Origin of the sequence: Roseibium album (genome assembly GCF_965233825.1) — a bacterium.
Classification (GTDB): Bacteria; Pseudomonadota; Alphaproteobacteria; order Rhizobiales; family Stappiaceae; genus Roseibium; species Roseibium album.
The window spans coordinates 4,836,594-4,859,261 of sequence record NZ_OZ247583.1 but is presented as its reverse complement, the minus strand read 5'-3'; the positions used below and the strand labels follow the sequence as shown (position 1 = coordinate 4,859,261).

17 protein-coding genes and 1 tRNA gene are annotated in these 22,668 nt (G+C 54.4%); 9 read left to right on the top strand and 9 right to left on the bottom strand.

All coding sequences use genetic code 11. The features are described from left to right. Nucleotides 1-16: 16 nt before the first annotated feature. From ACO6TI_RS22145 to bcp, 3 genes are all read right to left on the bottom strand, one after another. Nucleotides 17-1,324 carry a peptidoglycan DD-metalloendopeptidase family protein gene (locus tag ACO6TI_RS22145; RefSeq protein WP_209004723.1) on the bottom strand — a complete coding sequence of 436 codons (1,308 nt, stop codon included), beginning with the start codon at nt 1,322-1,324 and terminating at the stop codon, nt 17-19. A gap of 135 nt (nt 1,325-1,459) precedes the next feature. Then, nucleotides 1,460-2,296: a ferritin-like domain-containing protein gene (locus ACO6TI_RS22140; RefSeq protein ID WP_422383392.1), complete on the bottom strand. Its 837-nt coding sequence runs from the start codon at nt 2,294-2,296 to the stop codon at nt 1,460-1,462. Between the two features lie 34 nt (nt 2,297-2,330). Next, entirely contained in the window at nt 2,331-2,798 is a 468-nt protein-coding gene (bcp, locus tag ACO6TI_RS22135; protein WP_104704017.1) for a thioredoxin-dependent thiol peroxidase, read from the bottom strand. Between the two features lie 199 nt (nt 2,799-2,997). On the opposite strand from bcp, the gene ACO6TI_RS22130 reads away from it, so the two are divergent. Then, nucleotides 2,998-6,288: an AsmA-like C-terminal domain-containing protein gene (locus tag ACO6TI_RS22130; protein WP_422383391.1), complete on the top strand. Its 3,291-nt coding sequence runs from the start codon at nt 2,998-3,000 to the stop codon at nt 6,286-6,288. 43 nt (nt 6,289-6,331) lie between these two features. On the opposite strand, the gene tyrS is transcribed toward ACO6TI_RS22130, so the two are convergent. Both tyrS and ACO6TI_RS22120 read right to left on the bottom strand, forming a co-directional pair. After that, nucleotides 6,332-7,585 (bottom strand): tyrosine--tRNA ligase, encoded by a 1,254-nt coding sequence (gene tyrS / locus ACO6TI_RS22125; RefSeq protein ID WP_422383390.1) that lies wholly within the window; start codon nt 7,583-7,585, stop codon nt 6,332-6,334. A gap of 155 nt (nt 7,586-7,740) precedes the next feature. Next, the gene (locus tag ACO6TI_RS22120; protein ID WP_422383389.1) at nt 7,741-8,634 is read right to left on the bottom strand and encodes a DUF4396 domain-containing protein; all 894 of its coding nucleotides are present in this window, start codon (nt 8,632-8,634) and stop codon (nt 7,741-7,743) included. 434 nt (nt 8,635-9,068) lie between these two features. Between ACO6TI_RS22120 and ACO6TI_RS22115 the strand changes: the two genes are divergently transcribed. Together ACO6TI_RS22115 and ACO6TI_RS22110 are read left to right on the top strand one after the other, a co-directional pair. Next, the gene (locus tag ACO6TI_RS22115) at nt 9,069-9,338 is read left to right on the top strand and encodes a hypothetical protein (RefSeq protein WP_055121149.1); all 270 of its coding nucleotides are present in this window, start codon (nt 9,069-9,071) and stop codon (nt 9,336-9,338) included. Between the two features lie 137 nt (nt 9,339-9,475). Then, the gene (locus ACO6TI_RS22110; RefSeq protein WP_422383388.1) at nt 9,476-10,519 is read left to right on the top strand and encodes a P1 family peptidase; all 1,044 of its coding nucleotides are present in this window, start codon (nt 9,476-9,478) and stop codon (nt 10,517-10,519) included. 70 nt (nt 10,520-10,589) lie between these two features. Here the strand turns inward: ACO6TI_RS22110 and glnA are convergent, their stop codons facing one another. Together glnA and ACO6TI_RS22100 are read right to left on the bottom strand one after the other, a co-directional pair. Beyond that, nucleotides 10,590-11,999 carry a type I glutamate--ammonia ligase gene (gene glnA, locus ACO6TI_RS22105; protein ID WP_055121213.1) on the bottom strand — a complete coding sequence of 470 codons (1,410 nt, stop codon included), beginning with the start codon at nt 11,997-11,999 and terminating at the stop codon, nt 10,590-10,592. A 119-nt stretch (nt 12,000-12,118) separates the two neighbouring features. Next, the gene (locus tag ACO6TI_RS22100; RefSeq protein WP_029061908.1) at nt 12,119-12,457 is read right to left on the bottom strand and encodes a P-II family nitrogen regulator; all 339 of its coding nucleotides are present in this window, start codon (nt 12,455-12,457) and stop codon (nt 12,119-12,121) included. A 364-nt stretch (nt 12,458-12,821) separates the two neighbouring features. On the opposite strand from ACO6TI_RS22100, the gene ACO6TI_RS22095 reads away from it, so the two are divergent. Both ACO6TI_RS22095 and ACO6TI_RS22090 read left to right on the top strand, forming a co-directional pair. Further along, complete coding sequence (locus tag ACO6TI_RS22095; protein WP_422383387.1) at nt 12,822-14,375, top strand: NAD(P)H-hydrate dehydratase; 1,554 nt, start codon at nt 12,822-12,824, stop codon at nt 14,373-14,375. A gap of 203 nt (nt 14,376-14,578) precedes the next feature. Next, nucleotides 14,579-14,663, top strand: a tRNA-Leu gene (locus tag ACO6TI_RS22090). Nucleotides 14,664-15,526: 863 nt separating this feature from the next. Here the strand turns inward: ACO6TI_RS22090 and ACO6TI_RS22085 are convergent. Together ACO6TI_RS22085 and ACO6TI_RS22080 are read right to left on the bottom strand one after the other, a co-directional pair. Beyond that, complete coding sequence (locus ACO6TI_RS22085; RefSeq protein ID WP_422383386.1) at nt 15,527-15,700, bottom strand: hypothetical protein; 174 nt, start codon at nt 15,698-15,700, stop codon at nt 15,527-15,529. 13 nt (nt 15,701-15,713) lie between these two features. Further along, a complete protein-coding gene (locus ACO6TI_RS22080; protein WP_055121152.1) occupies nt 15,714-16,220 on the bottom strand; it encodes a papain-like cysteine protease family protein in 507 nt (168 codons plus the stop codon). Nucleotides 16,221-17,149: 929 nt separating this feature from the next. On the opposite strand from ACO6TI_RS22080, the gene ACO6TI_RS22075 reads away from it, so the two are divergent. The 4 genes from ACO6TI_RS22075 to clpX all read left to right on the top strand — a co-directional run bounded on the left by ACO6TI_RS22075 (nt 17,150) and on the right by clpX (nt 22,601). After that, a complete protein-coding gene (locus tag ACO6TI_RS22075; RefSeq protein WP_422383385.1) occupies nt 17,150-18,526 on the top strand; it encodes a hypothetical protein in 1,377 nt (458 codons plus the stop codon). Between the two features lie 386 nt (nt 18,527-18,912). Next, nucleotides 18,913-20,262: a trigger factor gene (tig, locus tag ACO6TI_RS22070; RefSeq protein WP_055121154.1), complete on the top strand. Its 1,350-nt coding sequence runs from the start codon at nt 18,913-18,915 to the stop codon at nt 20,260-20,262. A 200-nt stretch (nt 20,263-20,462) separates the two neighbouring features. Beyond that, nucleotides 20,463-21,098 (top strand): ATP-dependent Clp protease proteolytic subunit, encoded by a 636-nt coding sequence (locus ACO6TI_RS22065; protein ID WP_029063389.1) that lies wholly within the window; start codon nt 20,463-20,465, stop codon nt 21,096-21,098. A 237-nt stretch (nt 21,099-21,335) separates the two neighbouring features. Beyond that, nucleotides 21,336-22,601 (top strand): ATP-dependent Clp protease ATP-binding subunit ClpX, encoded by a 1,266-nt coding sequence (clpX, locus tag ACO6TI_RS22060; RefSeq protein WP_055121155.1) that lies wholly within the window; start codon nt 21,336-21,338, stop codon nt 22,599-22,601. The last annotated feature ends 67 nt before the right edge of the window (nt 22,602-22,668 follow it).

Here is a 22,668-nt window from a genome sequence, read left to right as displayed (position 1 = left end):
TCGGGTCCCGTTTTCGTCAAAGGGCGAGTTCGGCCAGTTTCTCGCCAGCGGTGAGAAATGCTGCTGGATTATGAGGTTTGTCGTCCTTGCGGATCTCATAGTGAAGATGCGGGCCGGTGGAGCGTCCTGTCGATCCGACATTCCCAATCAAATCGCCTGCAAGGACATGATCACCTTCAGCAACGTGCAACCGGCTCAGATGGGCATAGCGCGTGACAAAACCGTTTGCGTGGCGCACCTCTACCATCTTGCCGTAACCACCGTTCCATTTGGCGCTCAAAACCGTGCCGGGTGCGGTAGTGTAGACACGAGCCCCATAGGGAGCCTTGAAATCGATCCCGGTGTGCATGGCAAGGCGCCTGAGGAACGGATCAACTCTCGGACCATAGCTGCTGGATATGCTTCCGTTTCGAACCGGCCGCTTCACAGGCAATCTCAGTGCGGTGAACTTGACGCGCCGTAGCGTTTTCAAGGCACTTTCCGCGCGCTGGAGCCGAGTGGGAAAGGTCTTTTCCGATATAGGTGCAAAAGGGCCGCCGATGGAGCTGTTTTCGCGTAGCGCGGCATTCAGAGCCGGCGCAATGTTCTTCGTCGTTAAAAGGATATCTTCAATCCGGCCTTCCGTGGCGACGGTTATGGCATCGACCGCAGCCGTGCTTTCCACATCCATCTCGGAGATATCGGCTTTCACCGCGTCGAGTGCTGCCCGTTTCTCAGTGTTTTTTTTTAACTCTTGAGGATTTTCCGCAGTGTCTTTCGCGGGTTTTTGCAGCAAGGACAGCGGATCGATGGATCTGGGAGTGCTTTCACGCAATCCCAGCGCCTTCACAGGCTCGTCAATCAGTTCGCTTTCCCCACCGATCGCCGTTTTGTCATTGGTTCCGATCGAGGCAAGGTTCCGTGAGTCGAGGGAGGGCTTTTGCGGCGGAAGCGGTTTGTCATTGCTGAGATAAATGCCGACACTTTCGGCGCGCGCAACAAGGTCGGCGACGATTGCATGGCGCTGATTGAGATCCTGCTGCCGGCGAAGAACATCCATGACCTGGATTTCGACAGTTTCCCTGTCCACCATCTGGCGGCTCGTCAGCTTCTGGATTTCCGCTCTCAGCCGGTCGATATGATCCTGATATTCCAGAACCAATTCGGTCCGCTCCGCGGTGGCTTCCGCCACCATGTCGCCGCGAACCAAATAATAGCCGGCTGTTCCGCTCACGCCGAGTGTCGCCGCGACGCAGGCGAGGGCGCCGCATATGAGGTGAATGGGCCGCACGCTATAGGTCGTGGATTTCGCACTCTTGTCCAAAGACGAATGGTGTGTCGCCATTCTTGGCTTTCGATTTGTTTGCGTCGTTGTTTGGCGCTGTCGCATGATCACTCAGTCACTGTCTGCATTCTGCAAATGAACTGAGGATGATTAGAATTTGGTAAGGTTAATAAATCGTCTGCAATCGAGGTTAATTTATCCCGAGAGTCGGGCGAGAGGCTTGTAAAATCCGGGGGTTAGGCCTGCTTCAGACCTTGCTCGATCATTAAATGGCGGTTTCAAATTGCCACGAAAATGCCGGCGAACGTATTCGTGGAAGGCCGATTCAGGTCTGATTCCCTGCCGGTCACACAAGAATCGGAACCACTTGGCACCAAATGCAACGTGATTCTTTTCATCGCGATAGATGACATCAAGACATTTTGCGGTGTCTTCATCTCCGATGTCGCGTGCCTTTTTGATCATGGGGGGTGTTATGTCGAGGCCACGCGCTTCGAGCACCAGGGGGATGATGGCGAGACGTGCAGCCAGATCATGTCCGGTATCCTGTGCCGCTTGCCAGAGGCCGTCATGTGCCGGCATGTCGCCATAGCAGGCATCGAGTTTTGCCAGCCGGTCTTCAAGCATCGAAAAATGTTTGGCCTCCTCGAGACCAACACGAACCCAATCGTCATAGTAGGAACGTGGCAGACGCACATGCGCAAAGCGGCCGACAAGGTCCCAGGTCAGGTCCACGGCGTTCAATTCGATGTGGGCGAGTGAATGGAGCAGCGCGACACGACCGGAAGTTCCGCCCAGATTACGTTTGGGCATGTCACGTGGCGCCCGGAGCTCGGGTTTGTCCGGGCGGCCTGGTCTGTCCGGCATATGACCGTCCCTTGATGGGGTTCCAAGCGAAAGATCGCGCTTGAACCAGGACTTTGATATCGCATAAGCCAAACGGACTTTTTCAGTCGTGTCAGACGCTGAAACGATGGCCCGCGCGCCTGCCACGAGCGTGGCAGGCTGACTTGGAGCAGAAGATTGCGGCATGGCACCCTTGGCAGGATTGAACTTGATGGCGGTTCTACAGAGCCTTTGCAGCCTCGAGGACTGCTTCAGCGTGACCGGGAACTTTTACCTTTCTCCAGATCTGGGCAATTTTCCCTGTCTTGTCCACGAGGAAGGTTGAACGTTCCACACCCATGTATTTTTTCCCGTACATGGATTTTTCCACCCAGACACCATAAGCCTCTGCGGTCGATGTGTCGGTATCCGCTCCGAGACGAACAGCGAGATTGTGTTTGGCGATGAAATTGTCGTGTTTCTTTGCGGAGTCGGGTGACATCCCTACGATCGTGACGCCCAGATTATTGAAGTCCTCGATCAATTCGGAAAACGCAATAGCCTCTTTTGTACACCCGGGAGTGTTGTCCTTGGGGTAAAAGTACACGACAACCGGTTTTCCCTTGAGGGCGTCCAGAGAAACGCGGGCACCACCATCACTTTCCAGATCAAAACTTGGTGCGGTGTCACCTATCGCCAGCTGCTGCATTCTGTCATCCTTCTGTCATAATTTAAGCGTCATTGCCGGAACCAGAATCCGATATGTACACAGCTGTCGATTTTGCTGCGAGATTCGAAGTATCATAGGACGTGCTGCGACTCGTTCAATGCGCGTTGAAGCAGGTATTTGAGGCTGTGCAAAGGCCGCGGGCCTGTTGGCTGTCAACGGTCAGGAGAATGGACTGAATTTGTTTCGACGATCTGGCGGCAATACCAGGCAGGAAAAGACCCGTACGCAGAGACGATTTCGCAGACGCTTCTGGTACCTGGCGGCTTTCGTTGTTATTTGCGTGGTCGCAGGCCTTGCAATTCTGTTTGCCTCCGGACCGGTGCGGATCCCTCTTCTTGGAAGTTTGCTTGCATCACAGGGTACGCGTGGTCCCGTGCAGCTTTCCGTCGAATTGGCGCGCATTGATTTCACAGCTCACGACGGTATCGAGATCATTCTGGAAGATGCATCCGTCGATATTGGAGGGCCTGCACCGGTCAACATAAGTTTGCCGAGGCTCGTCGTTCCGCTCGACCGGGATGAGCTGCTGGCCGGCAAGCTGCGGTTCTCCTCGCTGCTGCTTGACAGACCGCGCGTGCGTGTTGCGCTCAAAGGCGGTCCGGCCAAGGTTCCTGAAATCGGTCCACTCATGGAGGCCGTCGACCGGACGAGTGATGTCGTCGACGACCAATTTGCAAGACGCGGACTGAGGTTCGTCAAGATAAGAAACGGGTCCTTCGAATTGGCGGGAGCATTTCCGCGCAGCTTCGAGGGAATCGACGCTGATGTCGTGCGCCGCGAAAATCGGGTTATACGGGCCAATGCCAAGGTCACGGGAAACGTCTCGACTTGGCGTCTGGAATTAGCCAGAAGTGCTCCGGAAGACGGATCAGGCAAAAACATCGGTGTGGTGGTGAATGGTATCACACTTGCCGAATTGCTGGGTCCTGACGCTCTGGAAAGACAAGGCAAGGGCCTTGGTTTGCCAGCCTCGGCAAAGGTTGAAACGCGTCTAGACGGGGACGGCAATTTTGTTTCGGCAAATGTGGTTGGCCGTGTTCGAAACGGATGGTTTCAGCTCGGAAAAACGATCGTCGCCTTCGACGATGCTGCTCTGTCGTTGCTCTTCAAGGGCGGGCAGGAAGCCATTGAAGTCACAAAGTCCCATGTTATCCGCGGCAACACCCGGATCTTCTTTACCGGCCTGATCGAGCCTGACGCAGACGGTGGCATGGATTGGAATGTCGGCATCGACATGGACCACCCCCAGTTTGGTTCATCCGATGTGCAAGAGCCGCCGCAGATGCTTGACGGGGTCAAGATCCGTGCGAGGTTCAATCCGGTTGACAGGCTGATTTCAGTAGACCGCTTTATTGCCAAGTCGGGCAAGGCGATCGCTCAAGGGGTGGCCAATATTCAGATTGCTGCGGACGGGCCGTATCTCGCGATCGCAGCCGAAGGTGAAAATATCCCGATTGGCGTTGCCAAACAGGTTTGGCCGATCACACTTGTCCCGCCGGCGCGCAACTGGGTGATTGAAAACATCAAGCAGGGAACCGTCGACAAGTTTTCCTATACGGCTGCCATCAGGCCACCGGCCTTCAATCACCGTGACCCGGATGCAGGCTGGTCCGGTGACGACATGCGTATGACCATGTCATTTTCAGGAGGTGCCGTCACGCCGTTCGGTGACTTGCCCGAAGTGACCGGGCTTGAAGGAACCATGACGGTCGCCAATGAGGTACTGACCGTTTCCGCTTCCAATGGAGATGCGACAGCTTCGAGCGGCGGACAGGTAACAGTCCCGGGCAGTGTGTTCGAGATCTATGATCTACCGCTTCGTGACGGCAAGACCGCCAAGATTTCGGCAAATGTAAAAGGTGCTGCCAAAGATCTGGGGGCCGTGGCAAACAGTGAACCCCTCAGTGTGATTGACCGTGTCGGGTTGAAAAAAGACGGAGCCAGCGGAACCGGAAGCATCGACGTTGTCGCTTTGTTTCCCCTGAGAAAAAATATCGATGTTGAAGATATCGATTGGCGTGCCAGCGGTCAGCTGGATGGCTTTAGCGATACCAATCCCATCATGGGGCATACAATCAAAAACGCCGATGTCCAGATCGATGCGAATCCCGGTCAGGTCGCAATCAAAGGCAACGGCATCCTGGATGGATTGCAGGCTGATATTGATCTTGTCGTGCCGATTGGTGAGTCCGGCGTTGCCGGGAAGCAGGATGTCGTTGTCGCTGTTACCGCGAAGAAATTGAAAGAAAAAGGAATTGACCTGACCGCCTTCCTGGACGGTGGCCTCAGGCTGGAGGTTGCCGGTTCAAGTGAAGGGCAGGCATTTTCCGTAGATTTGAGGCAAAGCGTTATCAAGCTGGAGGCGCTTGGCTGGCGAAAGGCAAAAGGTGTTCCGGCCACGGCCACCTTCAAGCTGGTCGAGACGGAAAAGGCTCAGCAGGTTCGCGATTTCAGGCTTACGTCGGAGGGAGCAAGTGTTGTCGGATCGATGCTGCTTTCCAAATCCGGTGAACTGATAGAAGCCTCATTCGATACATTCAAATTGCGACCGGGTGACAATGCGGATGTTGCCATCCAGCGATCTACGGATGGGCGCTATGACATCATTTTTTCCGGAAGTTCATTCGATGGCAGAGGGTTGATACAAAGCCTGACAAGTCCTGGTGGCAGCCAGGGGGCAGGTGACTTTGAGGAGGGTGCTCGCATAGCCGCGTCGATCGACCGCGTGACCGGGTTCAACAACCAGACGCTTCAAGGTTTCACAGGGAAGATCGAGACAGGCCGCAAGGGACTTCGAACCGCGGACTTGAACGGAAAGATCAACGGCCAGTCCGACTTTGAGTTGAAGGTCATTGAACAAGGGGCGAGCCAGCTCGCAACCGGCCAATTTGCCGACACGGGCGCGACGTTGAAATTCCTGGATTTTTATGAACGCATGCAGGGAGGCAGGGGTGTTCTCAGCGTGGCCATGGCGGATGAAGACAGTTGGGCAGGTGACTTCAAGGTTCGGTCACTGCGAATTACCGAGGATCCCGCAATCAAGAGCATCCGTGAACGGGAACGCTCCAATCTTGATCCGGACAGTACCATTGCCACTGCGAGGGAAACGGATGGTTCTGCAAACTTCGACACAATGGATATCAATTTCACTCGCGAAGGCGACATACTGACGATTATTCGGGGTGCGCTGCAAGGGAATGTGCTTGGCGGCACAGTCAGCGGTACAGTGAACCTCACGGAACAGACATTGAGCCTGAGCGGAACATTCGTGCCGATTTATGCGTTGAACAACTTCTTCGCGAAAATTCCGATCCTGGGTTTTGCACTCGGCGGCAACTCGGGCGAAGGACTTATCGGTGTAACATATCGTTTGTCCGGGTCGGTGTCGGACCCGGTGCTGTCGGTCAATCCGATATCCGCGATTGCCCCCGGTATCTTCCGGAAAATGTTCGAATTTCAGCAGAACTGAAAAAGCCGGAGTTGTAACGGCAATTTCAATGTTCCAACGAAACTCAGACAGGTTTGAGCAAAACGTGTTTTTTCTTGCCGAGTGACAGCTTGATGATGCCATCGTCCATCACATCCTCGGGCATGAGCATACGCTTGTCGTTCTGCTCGCCCTGGTCGTTGATCTTGACGGCACCGCCCTTGATGTTTCGGCGCACTTCACCATTCGAGGCGCAAAGACCCGCAGTCACGAATGCGGACAGGACACCGAGACCGCCGTCCAGATCCGCTTTTGGAATTTCGACAGTTGGAAGACCTTCGGCGGACTGGCCTTCCTCGAAAGCCTTGCGTGCGGTTTCCGCAGCTTCTTCCGCCTTGTCACGCCCGTGGATGAGAGCAGTGGCTTCTGTTGCCAGAATTTTCTTGGCTTCGTTGACTTCTGCCCCTTCCAGTGCGGAAAGTCTTGCGATTTCTTCGATTGGCAAAACCGTGAAGAGTTTCAGGAAACGCTCGACGTCAGCATCTTCCGTGTTGCGCCAGTATTGCCAGTAATCATAGGCCGATAGCTGTTCCTCGTTGAGCCAGACGGCGCCCGCCGCAGTCTTGCCCATTTTTGCGCCGGAAGCTGTCGTGAGGAGCGGGGAAGTCAGCGCGAAGGCTTCGTGTTCCGATAGTCGGCGAACAAGGTCGGTGCCGGACAGAATATTGCCCCACTGGTCGGAACCTCCCATCTGCAGGCGGCAGCCCGTGCGCCGGAAGAGTTCCAGGTAATCGTATCCCTGAAGCAGCATGTAATTGAATTCCAGGAAGGACAGGTGCTGCTCCCGCTCAAGCCGCAGGCGAACGGAATCCCGCTGGATCATCTGGTTGACCGAAAAGTGCCGACCGATATCTCTCAGAAAATCAACATAGTTCAGCTTGAGGAGCCAGTCTGCATTGTCCAGCATGATGGCATCGCCAGGACCGTCGCCGAATGTCAGGAGTTTCTCGAAAACTTTCCGGATACCGGCCTTGTTCTCTTCGATTACATCTTCGGTGAGGATCTTGCGGCTTTCGTCCTTGCCGGACGGATCGCCGACACGCGTTGTTCCTCCGCCCATCAAGGCAATCGGGCGGTGCCCTGTTTTCTGGAACCAGTGCAGCATCATGATCGGAACGAGAGACCCTGCGTGCAGGCTCGGAGCAGTACAGTCAAATCCGATATAGGCAGTGACGGTTTCCTTGACACACAATTCATCGAGCCCTTCAGGATCCGAGATCTGGTGAATGAAGCCGCGTTCCGAGAGAACGTTCAGAAAGTCCGATTTGAACTTGCTCATATTTTCGTCCGTGCCTGTCTTTGGTTCCAGCCAACTGGCCTGTCATCAAACGTGCTCTAGCGCGAGACATCAGTGTTGTAAATTGCAGAAGGGCTGAATTCAGGCTGGTGTGCGGGTTCTGCGCCAACTTTCGGCACGGCGGACCTGCGCGCGGATCAGTGGGTCAACCCAAACCTGACGGGCACGAAAAGACTGGTGGCCAATCCGGCCACGATCAGGATTGCGAAAGAGATGGCAATCAGAATTACTTGTGTCGGCAGGGCCAATTTTTCCATTTCCATCCTGGAGCGATCGTGTTTCCGGTGTGGCTGGTCCTGCGCCACGTCCTCATGCCCCTGGTGCAGGTGGCCGGACATTGCCGGTTCCGGAGATCTGTGACCGAGAGCCGGTGTGTCTGCTCCGGGCAGGGTCATGCATCCGTGTTTGAGATGTGATTTCACGAGCCAGTAGTTGACCGGATAGGCCGTGAACAGACCGACAATCGAGGCAACGCTCATCCGGAACCAGAATTCCGGCCCGGACGGTTCTGTTGACGAGGGCCAGACGCTTGCAAGCACGATCATGGTCGGCAGCATGCCTGCCATGACGCAGTTCATGGACACGGTTTCTGCGAAAAACGTCTTGCGTACCGCTTTCCAATAGTCGCCGTCATACATGCCGCGCATCATCAGTGCCTGGAAAATGAACAGTCCGCAAATGAAGCCCGCAATGTACTCAACGACACTGTCCCATCCGTTGGTCAAATGGAAAACGGGAACAATCATGGCGGCAATGACAATGCCCGTGGCGTCTCCGGCCAGGCAATGCATTTCGCTGTTGACCGACTGTTTCCATGTCTTTTTGGTGAATTCGTCATGGCCGCCCGGAAATGGCCGGCGGCAGGTCATCAGATAAAGAAAGCAGCCGACAGGCCCGGTGTAGGCAACCACGAGGATCCAGGCGAGTTTCTGAACCCAGCTTGTCACACCGTTGAAAACTGAATCCCAGATGACGAAGACGAGACTGGCGGCCGTCAGCAGAAACCAGACGATCATGGCACCCTGGAGCATCGAAAATTTCCGGACGATTTACGACGAAGGGCAGCGTGCCGTGGCCAAAAGTGAAAGTCAACGAAACCGGCAGTCGAGCGAATAACGGTCGTTTTGGTTTGAAGCGTGGCAGACCAGTAATCCTATGTGTCGCGCTACTTGGCACAACATGTTCCCGCGTGATGCAGGGCTGTTTCGGCGAGGCTCACAAGTCCGCAGGTCGCCTTGCAGGTCAGACGTTTGATCCATACAGAACCCGATTGGTTACCCCGAAATCACTCACATGACGACCGTCTGTGTTGAAGTTCCTTTGCTTCGGACCTGTCTGCCAATTTCATTGATTCAAGTGAATGTGACGTAGCGTGATGACTATCACAACAGGACGCGCCAGTTGATCGTAAGGTCTTTTCATCAGCGAGAAAGATACTTCTAAGGATCAGTTGAGAGGACTTGTTATGTTTCGTAAATTTGCTATCGCCGCCGTTACTGTCGCCACCGTCGCGACCGCGGCAGTCGCCATGTCGCCGACCGACGCATATGCCAAGAACCGGAGAGGCGCTATTGCCGCAGGTGCAATTCTCGGGCTTGCCGCAGGAGCCATAATCGCTTCTCAGGCCCAGCCGCGTTACTATCAGCCCGTTCGCTGCCAGAATCAGCCTATCCGCCGCTGGGATCCCTATTACCGTCAGTATGTCGTCGTCGGGTACCGCCAGGTCTGCTATTGAGCCTGAGAAACCCTCGCGGCTCTGCCGCTGAAAACCGGACATAACGAAGAGCCTCCTTCTCGGGAGGCTTTTTCGTGTTGTGAGGGCGTTCAAATTCCCATTCAATGAAGAAAATCGTCTCTCGAATCCGGTGCCCAATGTCCTTAGAAACCACTTCTCCCGCGCGCGCCCATGGTCTGGTTTGCGGTGACATGTTGCCCGGGGCGGGCAACAGGATCACGGACGTTCCTGGCGTAAAGGTGGGACACCAGACCATTATTGAGGGTAATCTCAGAACCGGGTTTACGGCAGTTCTGCCCCATTCCGGTAACATCTTCTTGGAAAAGATTCCCGCGGCTGCGGATGTGATCAACGGCTTTGGGAAAAGCGCCGGTCTCATGCAGATCGAGGAACTCGGCACCTTGGAAACGCCGATCCTGCTGACCAACACATTTGGCATTGGCGCTGGCATCAACGCCTTGATCCGGCGGGAACTTGCCGAAAATCCGGAGATCGACAGATCCGGAGGAACTGTCAATCCGCTCGTCATGGAGTGCAACGACGGTTATCTAAGCGATATCAACGCAATTGCACTGACTGAAGCAGACGCGTTTTCCGCGCTTGCAGCCGCCTCAAGTGACTTTGAGCAGGGCAACGTCGGTGCCGGGACCGGCATGAGCGCATTCGGTTTCAAGGGGGGAATCGGAACGGCTTCGCGTGTTTTTGAACTCGACCGGGGACAATTCACGCTTGGAACGCTGGTACAGGCAAATTTCGGCAAGCCCGGTGATCTGACACTTCCCGATGGCCGCAAGCCGCATCCGAATAATACCGATCAAACAGAAGAACGGGGATCGGTGATCATCGTAGTCGCGACCGATGTGCCTTTGGAAAGCCGCCAGTTGAAGCGCGTTGCACGCAGAGCAGCCGCCGGTCTCGGACGACTGGGAGCCTTTTACGGCAATGGCAGCGGGGATATTTCACTGGCTTTTACCACTGCGTACAGAGTGCCGCATTTCATCGAAGGCGACTTTGTCGCGCGCGAGATATTGCAGGAAGACAGAATCGATGCCCTGTTCAAGGCGGTGGCCGAAACGACCCAGGAAGCCGTGCTGAATGCCATGATTTCGGCACCGGCAATGCGTGGGCACAAAGGGCGCAGCCGGCCCTCCTTGAGAGATTGGCTCAACGGTTCGGATTGAAAGTTCCTGGCTCAAACAAAAACCCCGGCCGAGTGGCCGGGGTTTTCCGCTGTCTGAAGAGTGGTGGTTCTTAGACCGAGTAGTACATGTCGAACTCGACCGGATGCGGCGTCATTTCGAAACGCTCGACTTCTTCCATCTTCAATTCGATGTAGGCGTCGATCTGGTCGTCGTCGAAGACACCGCCGGCTTTCAGGAAGTCGCGGTCTGCATCAAGGCTTTCCATTGCTTCGCGGAGCGAGCCGCAAACCGTCGGGATCTCGGACAGTTCTTCAGCCGGGAGATCGTAGAGATTCTTGTCCATGGCATCGCCCGGGTGAATCTTGTTCTTGATGCCGTCAAGACCGGCCATCAGCAAGGCCGAGAAGCACAGATACGGGTTCGCGGTCGGATCCGGGAAGCGGACTTCAACACGCTTTGCCTTCGGAGAGGAGCTGAACGGAATGCGGCAGGACGCAGACCTGTTGCGCGAAGAGTAAGCCAAAAGAACTGGAGCCTCATAGCCCGGGACCAAACGCTTGTAGGAGTTGGTGGACGGGTTGGTGAAGGAGTTCAGGGCCTTGGCATGCTTCAGAATACCACCGATGAAATAAAGGCAGGTTTCGGAAAGGTCCGCGTACTGGTTGCCGGCGAATGTCGGCTCACCGTTGTTCCAGATGGAAAGGTGGCAGTGCATGCCGGTGCCGTTATCGCCAAAGACCGGCTTGGGCATGAAGGTCGAGGTCTTGCCGTAGGCGTGAGCCACCTGATGAACGACGTATTTGTAGACCTGCATGTTGTCGGCGCAGCGCGTCAGATGATCGAATTTCATGCCGAGTTCGTGCTGAGCTGCAGCCACTTCGTGGTGATGCTTTTCGGTCGGAACACCCATTTCGCTCATGACGGACAGCATTTCGGAGCGAATATCCTGAGCGCTGTCGACTGGTGGAACTGGGAAGTAACCGCCCTTGGTGCGCGGACGGTGGCCAAGATTGCCGGTTTCGTATTCGGAACCCATGTTGGATGGCAATTCAGAGCTGTCCAGAATGAAGCCGGTGTTGTAGGGATCCGCATTGAAGCGAACATCGTCAAACATGAAGAATTCGGCTTCCGGGCCGACGAAGATCGTATCACCGAAACCGCCGGACTTCACATACGCTTCTGCCTTCTTGGCAGTCATGCGCGGGTCACGGTTGTAGCCTTCACCTGTGATCGGATCGACAATGTCGCAGAATATTGCCATGGTGGACTGCGCAAAAAATGGGTCCATATGTGCTGTTTCCGGATCGAGGATCAGCATCATGTCGGACTCGTTGATGGCCTTCCAGCCTGCAATCGAGGAGCCGTCGAAGGCAACGCCTTCCGCAAACATGTCTTCGTCAACAAGTGCAACATCCATGGTAACGTGCTGCATCTTGCCGCGCGGATCCGTGAAACGCAGGTCTACGAATTTCACGTCCTTTTCCTGAATTTCCTTAAGGACGTCAGCGGCAGTGGTCATTATGTCCATTCCTTGATTATCTTGTGAACGGTTGGGTTTTGGTCCGGGCCCTCAAGGAGGCGTTTCCCTGCTTGAGAAGCCGGAGTTGGGATTACCGGCGAATGCCGGAATTCTGAGGGTTAGATGGCGTCGATGCCGGACTCTCCGGTCCGGATGCGCACGGCCTCCTCGATGTTTGAAACGAAGATCTTGCCGTCGCCAATTCGGCCTGTCTGGGCGGCTGTACGGATCGCGTCAACCGCCTTTTCAACCATGTCGTCGCCCAGTACAATCTCGACTTTGACCTTGGGAAGGAAGTCAACGACATATTCAGCGCCGCGGTAAAGCTCCGTGTGGCCTTTCTGCCGGCCGAAGCCCTTGGCTTCGGTGACGGTGATACCCTGAAGGCCGACTTCCTGCAGAGCTTCTTTGACCTCATCCAGTTTGAAGGGCTTGATGATCGCTTCGATCTTTTTCATCACCTTGTTTCTCTCTCCACGTAACAGGCCGGACTTGTCGGCGGGCTCGTTTTAGTCCGGTGGGCCGGGACGAGCGTTCCCGCTCACCGGTTCGAACCGATAAGCCCCAGAAAGCACGATGCGTGCCAACCTTGCGTGGTTGATTTCGTTATTTCATGAGTCCGGGAATTCCGCCAAGAAAAGCGGCATTTTGAATCCAAAAAAGGATGCCACACGCAGGGACTTGACGAGATGCTGCTCAAAAATTATGCGAAACGACAAAAAAATAGGCAGAAAATCGATTAGCTTGTCATCAGTCGGATGAAATCCGTAAAATTCAGACCCTGACCGCCGTGTTCTTTTTTGTCTGGAGCAATAATACCAAATGACATTCGAAACCGGAAATTCCGAAGCGGCTCTCCTGACGCCAGAGGAAATGGGTCGTGCGGACAAGCTGACTATCGAGAGCGGTGTGCCGGGTATCGTCCTTATGGAAAGAGCCGGACAAGCTGTCGCGCGCGCCGTTGGAGAACGTGTTGCCACTGGCGACAAAGTGCTGTTTTTGTGCGGTCCCGGGAACAATGGCGGCGACGGGTTTATAGCGGCCAGGTGTCTTGCGGCCGCCGGATATGCCGTCAGGATCTTTGTTTTGAAGGACCCTGCCGAACTCAAGGGAGATGCGCTCGAGGCATTTGAACGACTCGGTCCGGTTGCAAGCAATCAATGTGGAAAAGCGATCGAAGGCGATGATATCGCAGACGACTTTATCTCAAGTCTCGGGTCGTCGGACCTTGTCATTGACGCGCTTTTCGGAGCCGGGCTCGACCGGCCGCTTGCCGGTACCGTTCTACAGTTGGTGGAACTCGTCAACCAGTCCGGTGTTCCGGTACTGGCCGTCGATCTGCCGTCGGGCGTGAGCGGAGCCAGCGGACTGATCCTCGGTGGCGCGATCAAGTCGTGCGCGACGGTAACGTTCTTTCGGGCAAAGCCCGGACATCTTCTTTTGCCAGGAAGGGAACTGTGTGGTGAAACCAGGGTTGCCGATATCGGCATTCTTGCACAGACGCTTGAGGAGATCTCTCCCGACACTTTCCGCAACAGTCCGGAGCTCTGGTTGGGCTCCTGGCCACGTCCGGGGACGAGCGCGCACAAGTATTCCAGAGGACACGCGGTTGTTTTCGGTGGGCCGATGTCATCCACCGGGGCAGCGCGACTGTCTGCAGGGGCCGCGCTGAGGGCAGGGGCGGGGCTCGTGACCCTTGCTTCGCCACCGGATGCGATGATGGTGAATGCCTGCCATCTGACCGCTGTCATGTTGAGGAAGGTTTCAGATACCGGTTCCATCACCGGATTCCTCACGGACGAGCGATTGAATGCATTGCTGATCGGACCCGGTTTTGGCGTCGGGGCAAAAACCCGCACGGTGGTCGAAGCGCTTTTGGCCGCAAAGCGGTCAATGGTTCTCGACGCAGACGCGTTGACGAGTTTTTCCGAAGATCCGGACGCTTTGTTCGGGATGATACGGTCGTCCCCCGGACCGGTGCTGCTGACGCCGCACGAAGGCGAATTTTCCAAACTGTTTCCTGATATCGCCGGCGATAAACTTCAACGGGCCCGGCTTGCTGCCGAAAGGTCCGGTGCCATCCTGGTGCTGAAAGGTCCGGACAGCGTCATAGCAGCCCCTGATGGCCGTGCAGCTATCAATCGGAATGCGCCCCCCTGGCTGGCTACTGCCGGGTCTGGTGATGTCCTGGCGGGAATTGCCGTTGGTCTGCTGGCCCAGGGTGTTCCGGGCTTCGAGGCCGGCTGCCAGGCTGTTTGGCTTCACGGGGAGGCGGGGCTGGAATCCGGTCCGGGCCTTACCGCCGAGGATCTCGCGCCTGCACTCAAATCAGTGATCCGTGGAGTTGTGGACAAGAGCAGCGTTGGACACAGGTGAACGCATCTTTTTCCTTTGACGGGCAAATCTGCGGTGGTATAGAACCCCCGCTTTAGACGCAGGGCCAAGCGGCCTGACGCGACGCGGATGTGGTGAAATTGGCAGACACGCCAGATTTAGGTTCTGGTGCCGCGAGGCGTGAGGGTTCTTCTATACGCTAGAAGAATTCTTACTTTTAGGATGACGTTGAGAATTGGTTTTATGCGCGTGTGGCGAAATTGGTAGACGCACCAGATTTAGGTTCTGGCGGGGAGACCTGTGGGGGTTCGAGTCCCTCCACGCGCACCACTCTCTTTTTGGTTTGGTTAATTGATCTACTCTGTGGCGAAAGTCATCCAATTCTGAAATAAGTCCGATCTTTTATATGTGTGCGATGCCAAGGCGCTTCTGTCCGACAATCTCGGATCGAGTTTCAAGTACTATCGTGTCGGCCGGGAGGCCAATTCGTCCAGGATGGGCAACGATCCTGGCTTGATCGAGCCTTGTCAATAAGACACGGTGCAAGGCAATAAAATGGCGCCAATGAAACTTGCAAATGCTGTGGCGCCAATTGGCTAACTAGTTGCAGTTATGTCTGTTTCTGCATCCTTGAACGCATGCTTCATATGTCTTTCTGCATGCTTGCACTGTGCTGTCGTTTCCACCTCGGTTGCCAGTACAAGCCTTCCATCGTGTGTCGCAGCTAACGCCACAGGCATTGAATGCTGAGAGGTTGCACGTTGCTTGAGCAAGGACGCTAGTAGATTCCGAAGTAGCGGTAATTGCAGGCTTTGTGCTGTTTACATCCTGACTCAATCCATCGAGAGTTTGGGCCTGTGGCGACGCGATATAGAAGCACTGAATCGCAATTGTAAACAGAACGGTTTTAAGTTTACTCATGAACAATCTCCTGTATTTATTATCGGATATTTTTGTAAGTTTAAATTTTTCTACATTTACCCAAATAAATTCAAAGTAGGTCGCATCATGGATTGATAAATTTTCGCGTGCATCGCCCAAATGGGGGATGACCTTTGGTTCATATTGATTTGGAACGTTGCTTAAGTTTTCTACGGACAAGCGAGAAGGGCAGCTCATGAGGCTGTGTATGGCAGTTTTCTTTCTACAGTACAGACAATCAAGATCGGTGGGACAACCTGGTAAGCCAATCGTCATGCCTCGGCGATCCTCAACGCAGGCCGCATGGGAAAACGTGTCTGGTCGCCGATGAGTTTCTCTTTAAGATCATCAATAACATCGGCGACATCTCCGGCGTTTTTGTATGCCGGGAAATTCTTCTTGAAGATTTTCGTGTGTAAACCGACGTTGCGGGAGTCTTCGACCACTCCAAGTTGTTTGCTACATCCAAAATGCTCTATATGAAATAGTGGGGACTATTTTTTCGAACTTGTGATAGTCCACTGTGGCGATCATCCCTTTGCCTACTGGCGAGGGGTCGTTGAAGGTGATGGACATACCGTTTTTGGTTGGTTCTACCCCAGTCATCACAATCATATGTCCTGTGCCACCGTCATTGCTGAAGTAGTCTGAGATGCTGTTGATGAAGCTGTGGGCCATGGGGCCTTTCATCAGTTGCGCGTGAAGTGCGGGCAGGGTCCAGCACTGTTGTATCGAGTATTTTAGGTTGTGGGCTGCAGCGAACTTCTTGGTTTCCTCAACTATGTCACTTGACCCGCTGTGGTTTTGCAGTCCCCCATTTGGATTGATCAATTCGCGAGGTGTTGTTTCTACAATCTCTGTAATGGTTTTGCCCTTTAGCATCGCGATCGCGGCTGCCCAACATGTGGCTTTTGTTGGTTGCGGAATCAAAGGAACATTATGTTGGGCAACTTGTTTGAGTTTCATAAGAAGCACCTGAAAGAAATTACGAAAGTAAGTTTTGCAACATAAACTACAACCACAGCTTGGTAAATATGGATTACACCTTGAGATGAGGGGGCTCTCATGCAAAAGAGAGTGTATCTTTGAGCCTGCAAAGGGACAGTTTTGCAGTGCCTAATCAATAGATTGACAACGCATCTACGAGGGCAGGCAGTCTTTACAATTCCGAACCAATATTCTTTGATCAGTTGTCTAGGCTGGGCGATACCTAGATACGCGTCGAGAGGATTTTCAAACGGTTGCTCACAAGTTTGATATCAAGCAAGGTTCGAGGGCAGTGCATTTGTCGACACAACGAACTCAGTGGAAAATACTTCGCGATCTATGCTGCTTGCCAGTTGGCGACAAAAGATAACGTGGCTTTTAAGGAGTCGTTGGTTCGAGATCACTCCGCGCCACAGCGTCGAAATTGATGCACAAAATGATGTACAGCTCTAAGTAAACTCTAATAACTTATTGAAAAATAAGCATTCAATTCTTCGCTCCAGTCCCTCCATCCGAACCATCAAATACTTTTGAGATTTTGCCTGTCCAATCACTTGTGCCCGGTGCCGGCACTGCCGACACTCGAAATCGGCTGCCGTTGGTTCAGTTCATATCTGGTGACTTGGGTATCTGGTGACCTAGATCGTCCGGTTGTCCGTATTTGCGTTTGCGCGCGACCAGGTGCGCCGGGACCGGGAGCGCATATCCATTGCTTCGAATTCATCGTGTTCAGCAGCGTCCCCACGCTCAACGGCACACATTGCGGCGAGGGTGCGGCAGGTCACTTGTTGCGTCTCAACGTGATGTCTATCACCATTCGGCCAGACGAATGGGCGTAAGGGTATGTGACCAGTTTCGATCGTTCAGCAGGATCGGCGCATTTTTCATGTCACTGTCTGGAGTTCATTATGAGTACTCTGCCGAAAATTCAGATTGACCGTTCTGTCGGGCATCGGGCGCAAAACAATATTGCGGACGTGCGCAAGGTGCAGATCCAGCTGAACCTGCTTCTGGATCCCGGCCGGACATCCCTGGTTGAAGACGGTTTTTATGGTCCGAATACCAAAGAAATGATCGGGGACTTCCAGAGCAAAGTTCTTGGATTTCAGTTTCCGGACCATCGCGTTGACCCCGGTGCAAAGACCATCAAGGCTTTGAATGATGAAGCTTCAAGGCAGAAGTGGAAAATCACTCCGGATACTCCAAAACCCGTCGAACCCGACAAACCGAAGCCGGTGAATCCTGTCAATCCGGAAGACTTGCCCAAAATCGTTGTCCATGGGCCGATTGACCAAAAGGGCGGTTTCGACAGCTATCCGGCACCTGTCCAGGTGCTGGGGCCAACGCAGGTGACGTCGAATGTCGACAGGGACGGTGCCTGGATCATGGTTCCAAACGGTGGCGAAAGAACAATACGCCTTGGAATTTCACCTGATGCCCCGGTAGAGTTCGTCAGCAACGGCGTCGATGAGAACGGTGTCGTGAGATCATTCAGAAAACAGGAATTGATCAAGGTAACGTCGCATGGGCAGAACCTGACCATCAAGGGATTGAATCCCTGCAAGAACTGCAAGGTCGACATCGTCAGCAACGGGCGGCATCTGAGACTCTACGTTTCGGTAAAACCACGGCGAATCGTGCCTCTTTTCGTTTTTCATGTCGAACATGGACCGGGGATGAAATCCCGCGTGTCTGCAAGTGAACTCAGAACTGTGTTGAAGATTGCCAACTCCGAGATACTGCGGCCACAATGCAATGTGGAATTTGATCTGAAGGATCAGCGCGCGCTATCACACAAGGATATCGGCAAACATCTCGGCGCGATCGTTCGCGACGATACCTTCAACAGCAAGAAAGACGAGTGGAAGTATCTCAGACCATTCGTGAACAGCAGGAAATTCCCGCAACCCAACGGCGCTGAACCCACAACAACAGTCAATTTGTTCATCGTGCGAAACATGCGCAGTGTTCAGGAAGAGGGCAAGCGTCCCATCAAGGTGTGGGGTGCGATGGACAGCAGTTCAGGAATGTGCGTCATGCAGGATCGATCCATCGGACGATTTACCGGTGTGAACGGTCTGGCGCATACGCTCTGCCACGAACTTGGTCACCTGCTCATCGGGCAGATCTATGTACACGGCAACGACATCGTTCAACCCGAATCTCACAATCCCTACTCTGACGCACTGATGTATGCCGGCGGGAAGGGGAACAAGCTTTACCGAATCGAGATCGAGGCAATGAATCCGACGCGTCATCAGCCTCCGCCACTTGTGATCGGCTGAGGATGTCGTCGCCTTTCCCGCGCGAATTGGAAACAGTATCGGGAATCTTGTCGATCCAGGCTTTTCATCCCTCCATTCGAGTCCGGTCGTCAGATAACGACGACCCGTTTTCAGGCGGGTCCTGGAATAATGTCATTTCCGCTTTTGATGGTGTTCGAAACGGCCACAATCAGGCAGGGCGGCGGCCAAATTCCCCGCTCTCCCCTTGACACTTTGGGCCTCAGCCTTTATCGCGCTCCCATCGTGCGTCCCGGAGTCCGCTTCGGGGCGAGGTGCTGCTTTTTGAACGCTTCCGGCAAAAGGGGAGCGCGAGCGGCGCGGCACACGGGATTGAAAACAAAACCTCCAGGGCGAATTGGCGCTCAGGACCGAGGACGACAAAACCCATGCAGGTAACCGAAACCCTCTCCGAGGGCCTCAAGCGAGAGCTCAAAATCGATATTCCGGCCGGTGATCTTGCCACCAAGCTCGAAGACTACATGGCCGACCTGAAATCCAAGGCCAACATCAAGGGCTTCCGCCCGGGTAAAGTGCCGGTCGGACACTTGAAAAAAATGTACGGCCGTCAGGCGATGGCGGAGATCCTGTCGAACACCATCCAGGAAACGACCCAGAATGTTGTCGAGGAACGCTCCGAGCGCCCGGCTCTGACACCAGAAATCGATCTGCCGGAAGAAGATGCCGAAAAGATCATGGCTGGCGACGCCGATCTGTCCTTCAAGATGACCTACGACGTTCTGCCGGTCTTCGAAATCGTTGATTTCGCCGGGTTTGACATCGAGCGTCCGGTCGTTGAAATCGCCGACGAGGAAGTCGAAACCCAGGTCGCGGATATCGCCAAGAACAACACCCCTTTCGACACCAAGGATGGAGTGGCTGAAGACGGTGACCGGGTCACCATGTCCTATCTCGGAAAGATCGACGGCGAAGCGTTCGACGGCGGTGCGGATGAAAACGGTCAGCTCGTTCTGGGCTCCGGACAGTTCATTCCCGGTTTCGAGGAGCAGCTGACCGGCCTGAAGGCCGGCGATGAGAAAGTCGTTGAAGTCAATTTCCCCGAAGACTATCCGGCTGCGCATCTGGCCGGAAAGGCTGCAGCCTTTGACGTCGAGGTGAAGGAAGTTGCGGCACCCGGCGAAGTCACCATCGACGACAAGTTCGCCGAAGGTCTCGGCCTTGAGTCGCTCGACAAGCTGAAGGAAATTGTCCGAGGCCAGATCGAGAGCCAGTTCGGTCAGATGACTCGTCAGCGCGTGAAGCGGCAGCTCCTGGACAAACTCGACGATCATTATTCCTTCGAGCTTCCCGAAAAGCTGCTTGAGTCGGAATTCGAAATCGTTTGGCGCCAGGTCGAAGAGGACATGAAGCGCAACGAAAAGACCTTTGAGGACGAAGACACCACGGAAGACGAGGCCAAGGCGGAATACCGCAAGATTGCCGAGCGCCGTGTCCGTCTCGGACTTGTTCTTTCGGAAATCGGCGAGAAGAACGACATCCAGGTGACCGACGAGGAACTGCAGCGCGCGCTTTATGACCGTGTCCGTCAGTTTCCGGGTCAGGAGCAGCAGGTGTTCGATTACTACAAGAACAACCAGCAGGCACTGGCGTCTCTCCGTGCACCGATCTACGAGGAAAAAGTCGTCGACTTCATGCTCGAGCTTGCCAACGTTACCGACAAGACGGTGACCAAGGAAGAGCTGGAGAAACTGGTTGCGGAAGACGAGGAAGACGCATAATCGTCTTGCCGGTAATCCCCAGGCGCGGTGATGGCCTTAACCTTGCCTTCATACCGCGTCTGCCATGAGTTTGCGTTAAGGGCGACATCCCATATATACGGGGTGTCGCTTTTTTCGAGTCAGACCCTTGATCGATGCGCTTTTAGGGTCTGTGTCCTGCCCGGTGTCCCCGGGCATCATCTCAAGCATATGGATGAGGTATGAAGGATCCTGTCGATATCTACATGAACACTCTCGTGCCAATGGTCGTCGAGCAGACGAATCGCGGCGAGAGGGCCTTCGATATCTACTCGCGCCTGTTGAAGGAGCGCATCATTTTCCTCACCGGTCCGGTTGAGGATCACGTGGCAACCCTGGTAAGTGCCCAGCTTCTCTACCTGGAAGCTGACAACCCGACCAAGGAAATCGCGATCTACATCAACTCTCCGGGTGGTCTCGTGACCTCCGGACTGGCGATCTACGATACGATGCAGTTCATCAGGCCCTCGGTCTCCACGCTCTGTATTGGCCAGGCAGCTTCGATGGGCTCCCTTCTTCTGGCGGCCGGTCAGAAGGATATGCGTTTCATTTTGCCAAATGCACGTGTCATGGTGCACCAGCCTTCCGGCGGATTCCGCGGTCAGGCAGCCGACATCATGCTTCATGCACAGGAAATTCTGGCCATGAAACGCAGGCTTAATGAAATCTACGTGAAGCACACGGGTCAGAGCCTCGATCAGGTTGAAGAGGCGCTGGAGCGTGACAACTTCATGACTGCCGAAAAGGCCAAGGAATTCGGCATTGTCGACAATGTCATAACCGATCGCACGTCGCTTGGCGGCGAAAGCGAGGCCTGATAGGAATTACCCGGTCTTAAGGAAGGTTTCAATTTCCGTCCAATAGACCGGAAATTCCCCAATTGATGCCGGGTTTTCATCTTCGCCTTAAACCTATATTGATTTTTAATGGTGAAGCATGATGACATTATATAATGAAGTAACGTTTCCGGGCGAAGCTTCATATCCGGATAAGCCATAATTTGGCCGTAACCGGAAACATAAGGGGGAAGGCCCCATAAACGCGAGGTTGAATACATGACCAAGGCCAGCGGCGGCGATTCCAAGAATACGCTCTACTGCTCCTTTTGCGGCAAGAGCCAGCACGAGGTTCGCAAGCTGATCGCCGGCCCGACTGTTTTCATTTGCGATGAATGTGTCGAGCTGTGCATGGATATCATCCGTGAGGAAAACAAATCCTCGCTGGTGAAGTCACGGGACGGTATCCCGACCCCTCAGGAAATTCGCGATGTTCTCGATGACTATGTTATCGGACAGGGCAGCGCAAAGAAGGTCCTGTCGGTCGCCGTTCACAACCACTACAAACGCCTCAACCACGCGTCCAAGAACAACGATGTGGAACTGGCTAAGTCCAACATACTTCTGGTGGGACCGACAGGGTGCGGCAAGACGCTTCTTGCGCAGACACTTGCCCGAATCCTGGACGTGCCTTTCACCATGGCTGATGCGACCACGCTGACAGAGGCCGGCTACGTTGGTGAAGATGTCGAGAACATCATCCTGAAACTGCTTCAGTCCGCCGACTACAATGTCGAGCGTGCGCAGCGAGGCATCGTCTATATTGACGAAGTGGACAAGATCAGCCGCAAGGCCGACAACCCGTCGATTACCCGTGACGTGTCGGGCGAGGGTGTTCAGCAGGCCCTGCTCAAGATCATGGAAGGAACGGTCGCTTCCGTGCCACCACAAGGAGGTCGCAAGCACCCGCAGCAGGAATTCCTGCAGGTGGACACGACCAATATCCTTTTCATCTGCGGTGGGGCGTTTGCGGGTCTGGACAAGATTATCTCGGATCGGGGAACGCAAACCTCCATTGGTTTTCAGGCGCAGATCCATGCCCCTGAAGACCGTCGGATCGGTGAACTGTTTGCTGAACTTGAGCCTGAAGACCTTCTGAAATTCGGCCTTATTCCGGAATTCGTTGGCCGTCTGCCGGTAATTGCGACGCTCGAGGATCTCGATGAAGATGCCCTGGTGACGATCCTGACAGAGCCGAAAAATGCTCTGGTCAAGCAGTACCAGCGTCTGTTCGAAATGGAACAGGTCGAACTGGCCTTCCACGACGAGGCGCTCAAGGCGATTGCCCGCAAGGCAATCGAACGCAAGACCGGGGCTCGCGGACTGCGATCGATTCTGGAAGCGATCTTGCTCGATACCATGTACGAGTTGCCGGGTCTCAAGGGTGTAAAGGAAGTGGTGATATCGCCTGAGGTCGTCAAAGGCGAAGCCAGGCCTCTTTATATTTACGAGGACCGCGAAGAAACATCTGCGACCAGTGCCTGACCTCCGGTCTTGCACTTTTCGATATAAGTGAATAAATGCCGCTCTAAACGAGCGGCATTTTGTTTTT

Bases quoted from the DNA above. Each gene is read 5' to 3' on its own strand.
- ACO6TI_RS22145 (WP_209004723.1), bottom strand. From the start codon at position 1,324: ATGGCGACACACCATTCGTCTTTGGACAAGAGTGCGAAATCCACGACC.
- ACO6TI_RS22140 (WP_422383392.1), bottom strand. From the start codon at position 2,296: ATGCCGCAATCTTCTGCTCCAAGTCAGCCTGCCACGCTCGTGGCAGGC.
- bcp (WP_104704017.1), bottom strand. From the start codon at position 2,798: ATGCAGCAGCTGGCGATAGGTGACACCGCACCAAGTTTTGATCTGGAA.
- tyrS (WP_422383390.1), bottom strand. From the start codon at position 7,585: ATGAGCAAGTTCAAATCGGACTTTCTGAACGTTCTCTCGGAACGCGGC.
- ACO6TI_RS22120 (WP_422383389.1), bottom strand. From the start codon at position 8,634: ATGCTCCAGGGTGCCATGATCGTCTGGTTTCTGCTGACGGCCGCCAGT.
- ACO6TI_RS22115 (WP_055121149.1), top strand. From the start codon at position 9,069: ATGTTTCGTAAATTTGCTATCGCCGCCGTTACTGTCGCCACCGTCGCG.
- ACO6TI_RS22110 (WP_422383388.1), top strand. From the start codon at position 9,476: ATGTCCTTAGAAACCACTTCTCCCGCGCGCGCCCATGGTCTGGTTTGC.
- glnA (WP_055121213.1), bottom strand. From the start codon at position 11,999: ATGACCACTGCCGCTGACGTCCTTAAGGAAATTCAGGAAAAGGACGTG.
- ACO6TI_RS22100 (WP_029061908.1), bottom strand. From the start codon at position 12,457: ATGAAAAAGATCGAAGCGATCATCAAGCCCTTCAAACTGGATGAGGTC.
- ACO6TI_RS22095 (WP_422383387.1), top strand. From the start codon at position 12,822: ATGACATTCGAAACCGGAAATTCCGAAGCGGCTCTCCTGACGCCAGAG.
- ACO6TI_RS22080 (WP_055121152.1), bottom strand. From the start codon at position 16,220: ATGAAACTCAAACAAGTTGCCCAACATAATGTTCCTTTGATTCCGCAA.
- ACO6TI_RS22075 (WP_422383385.1), top strand. From the start codon at position 17,150: ATGAGTACTCTGCCGAAAATTCAGATTGACCGTTCTGTCGGGCATCGG.
- tig (WP_055121154.1), top strand. From the start codon at position 18,913: ATGCAGGTAACCGAAACCCTCTCCGAGGGCCTCAAGCGAGAGCTCAAA.
- ACO6TI_RS22065 (WP_029063389.1), top strand. From the start codon at position 20,463: ATGAAGGATCCTGTCGATATCTACATGAACACTCTCGTGCCAATGGTC.
- clpX (WP_055121155.1), top strand. From the start codon at position 21,336: ATGACCAAGGCCAGCGGCGGCGATTCCAAGAATACGCTCTACTGCTCC.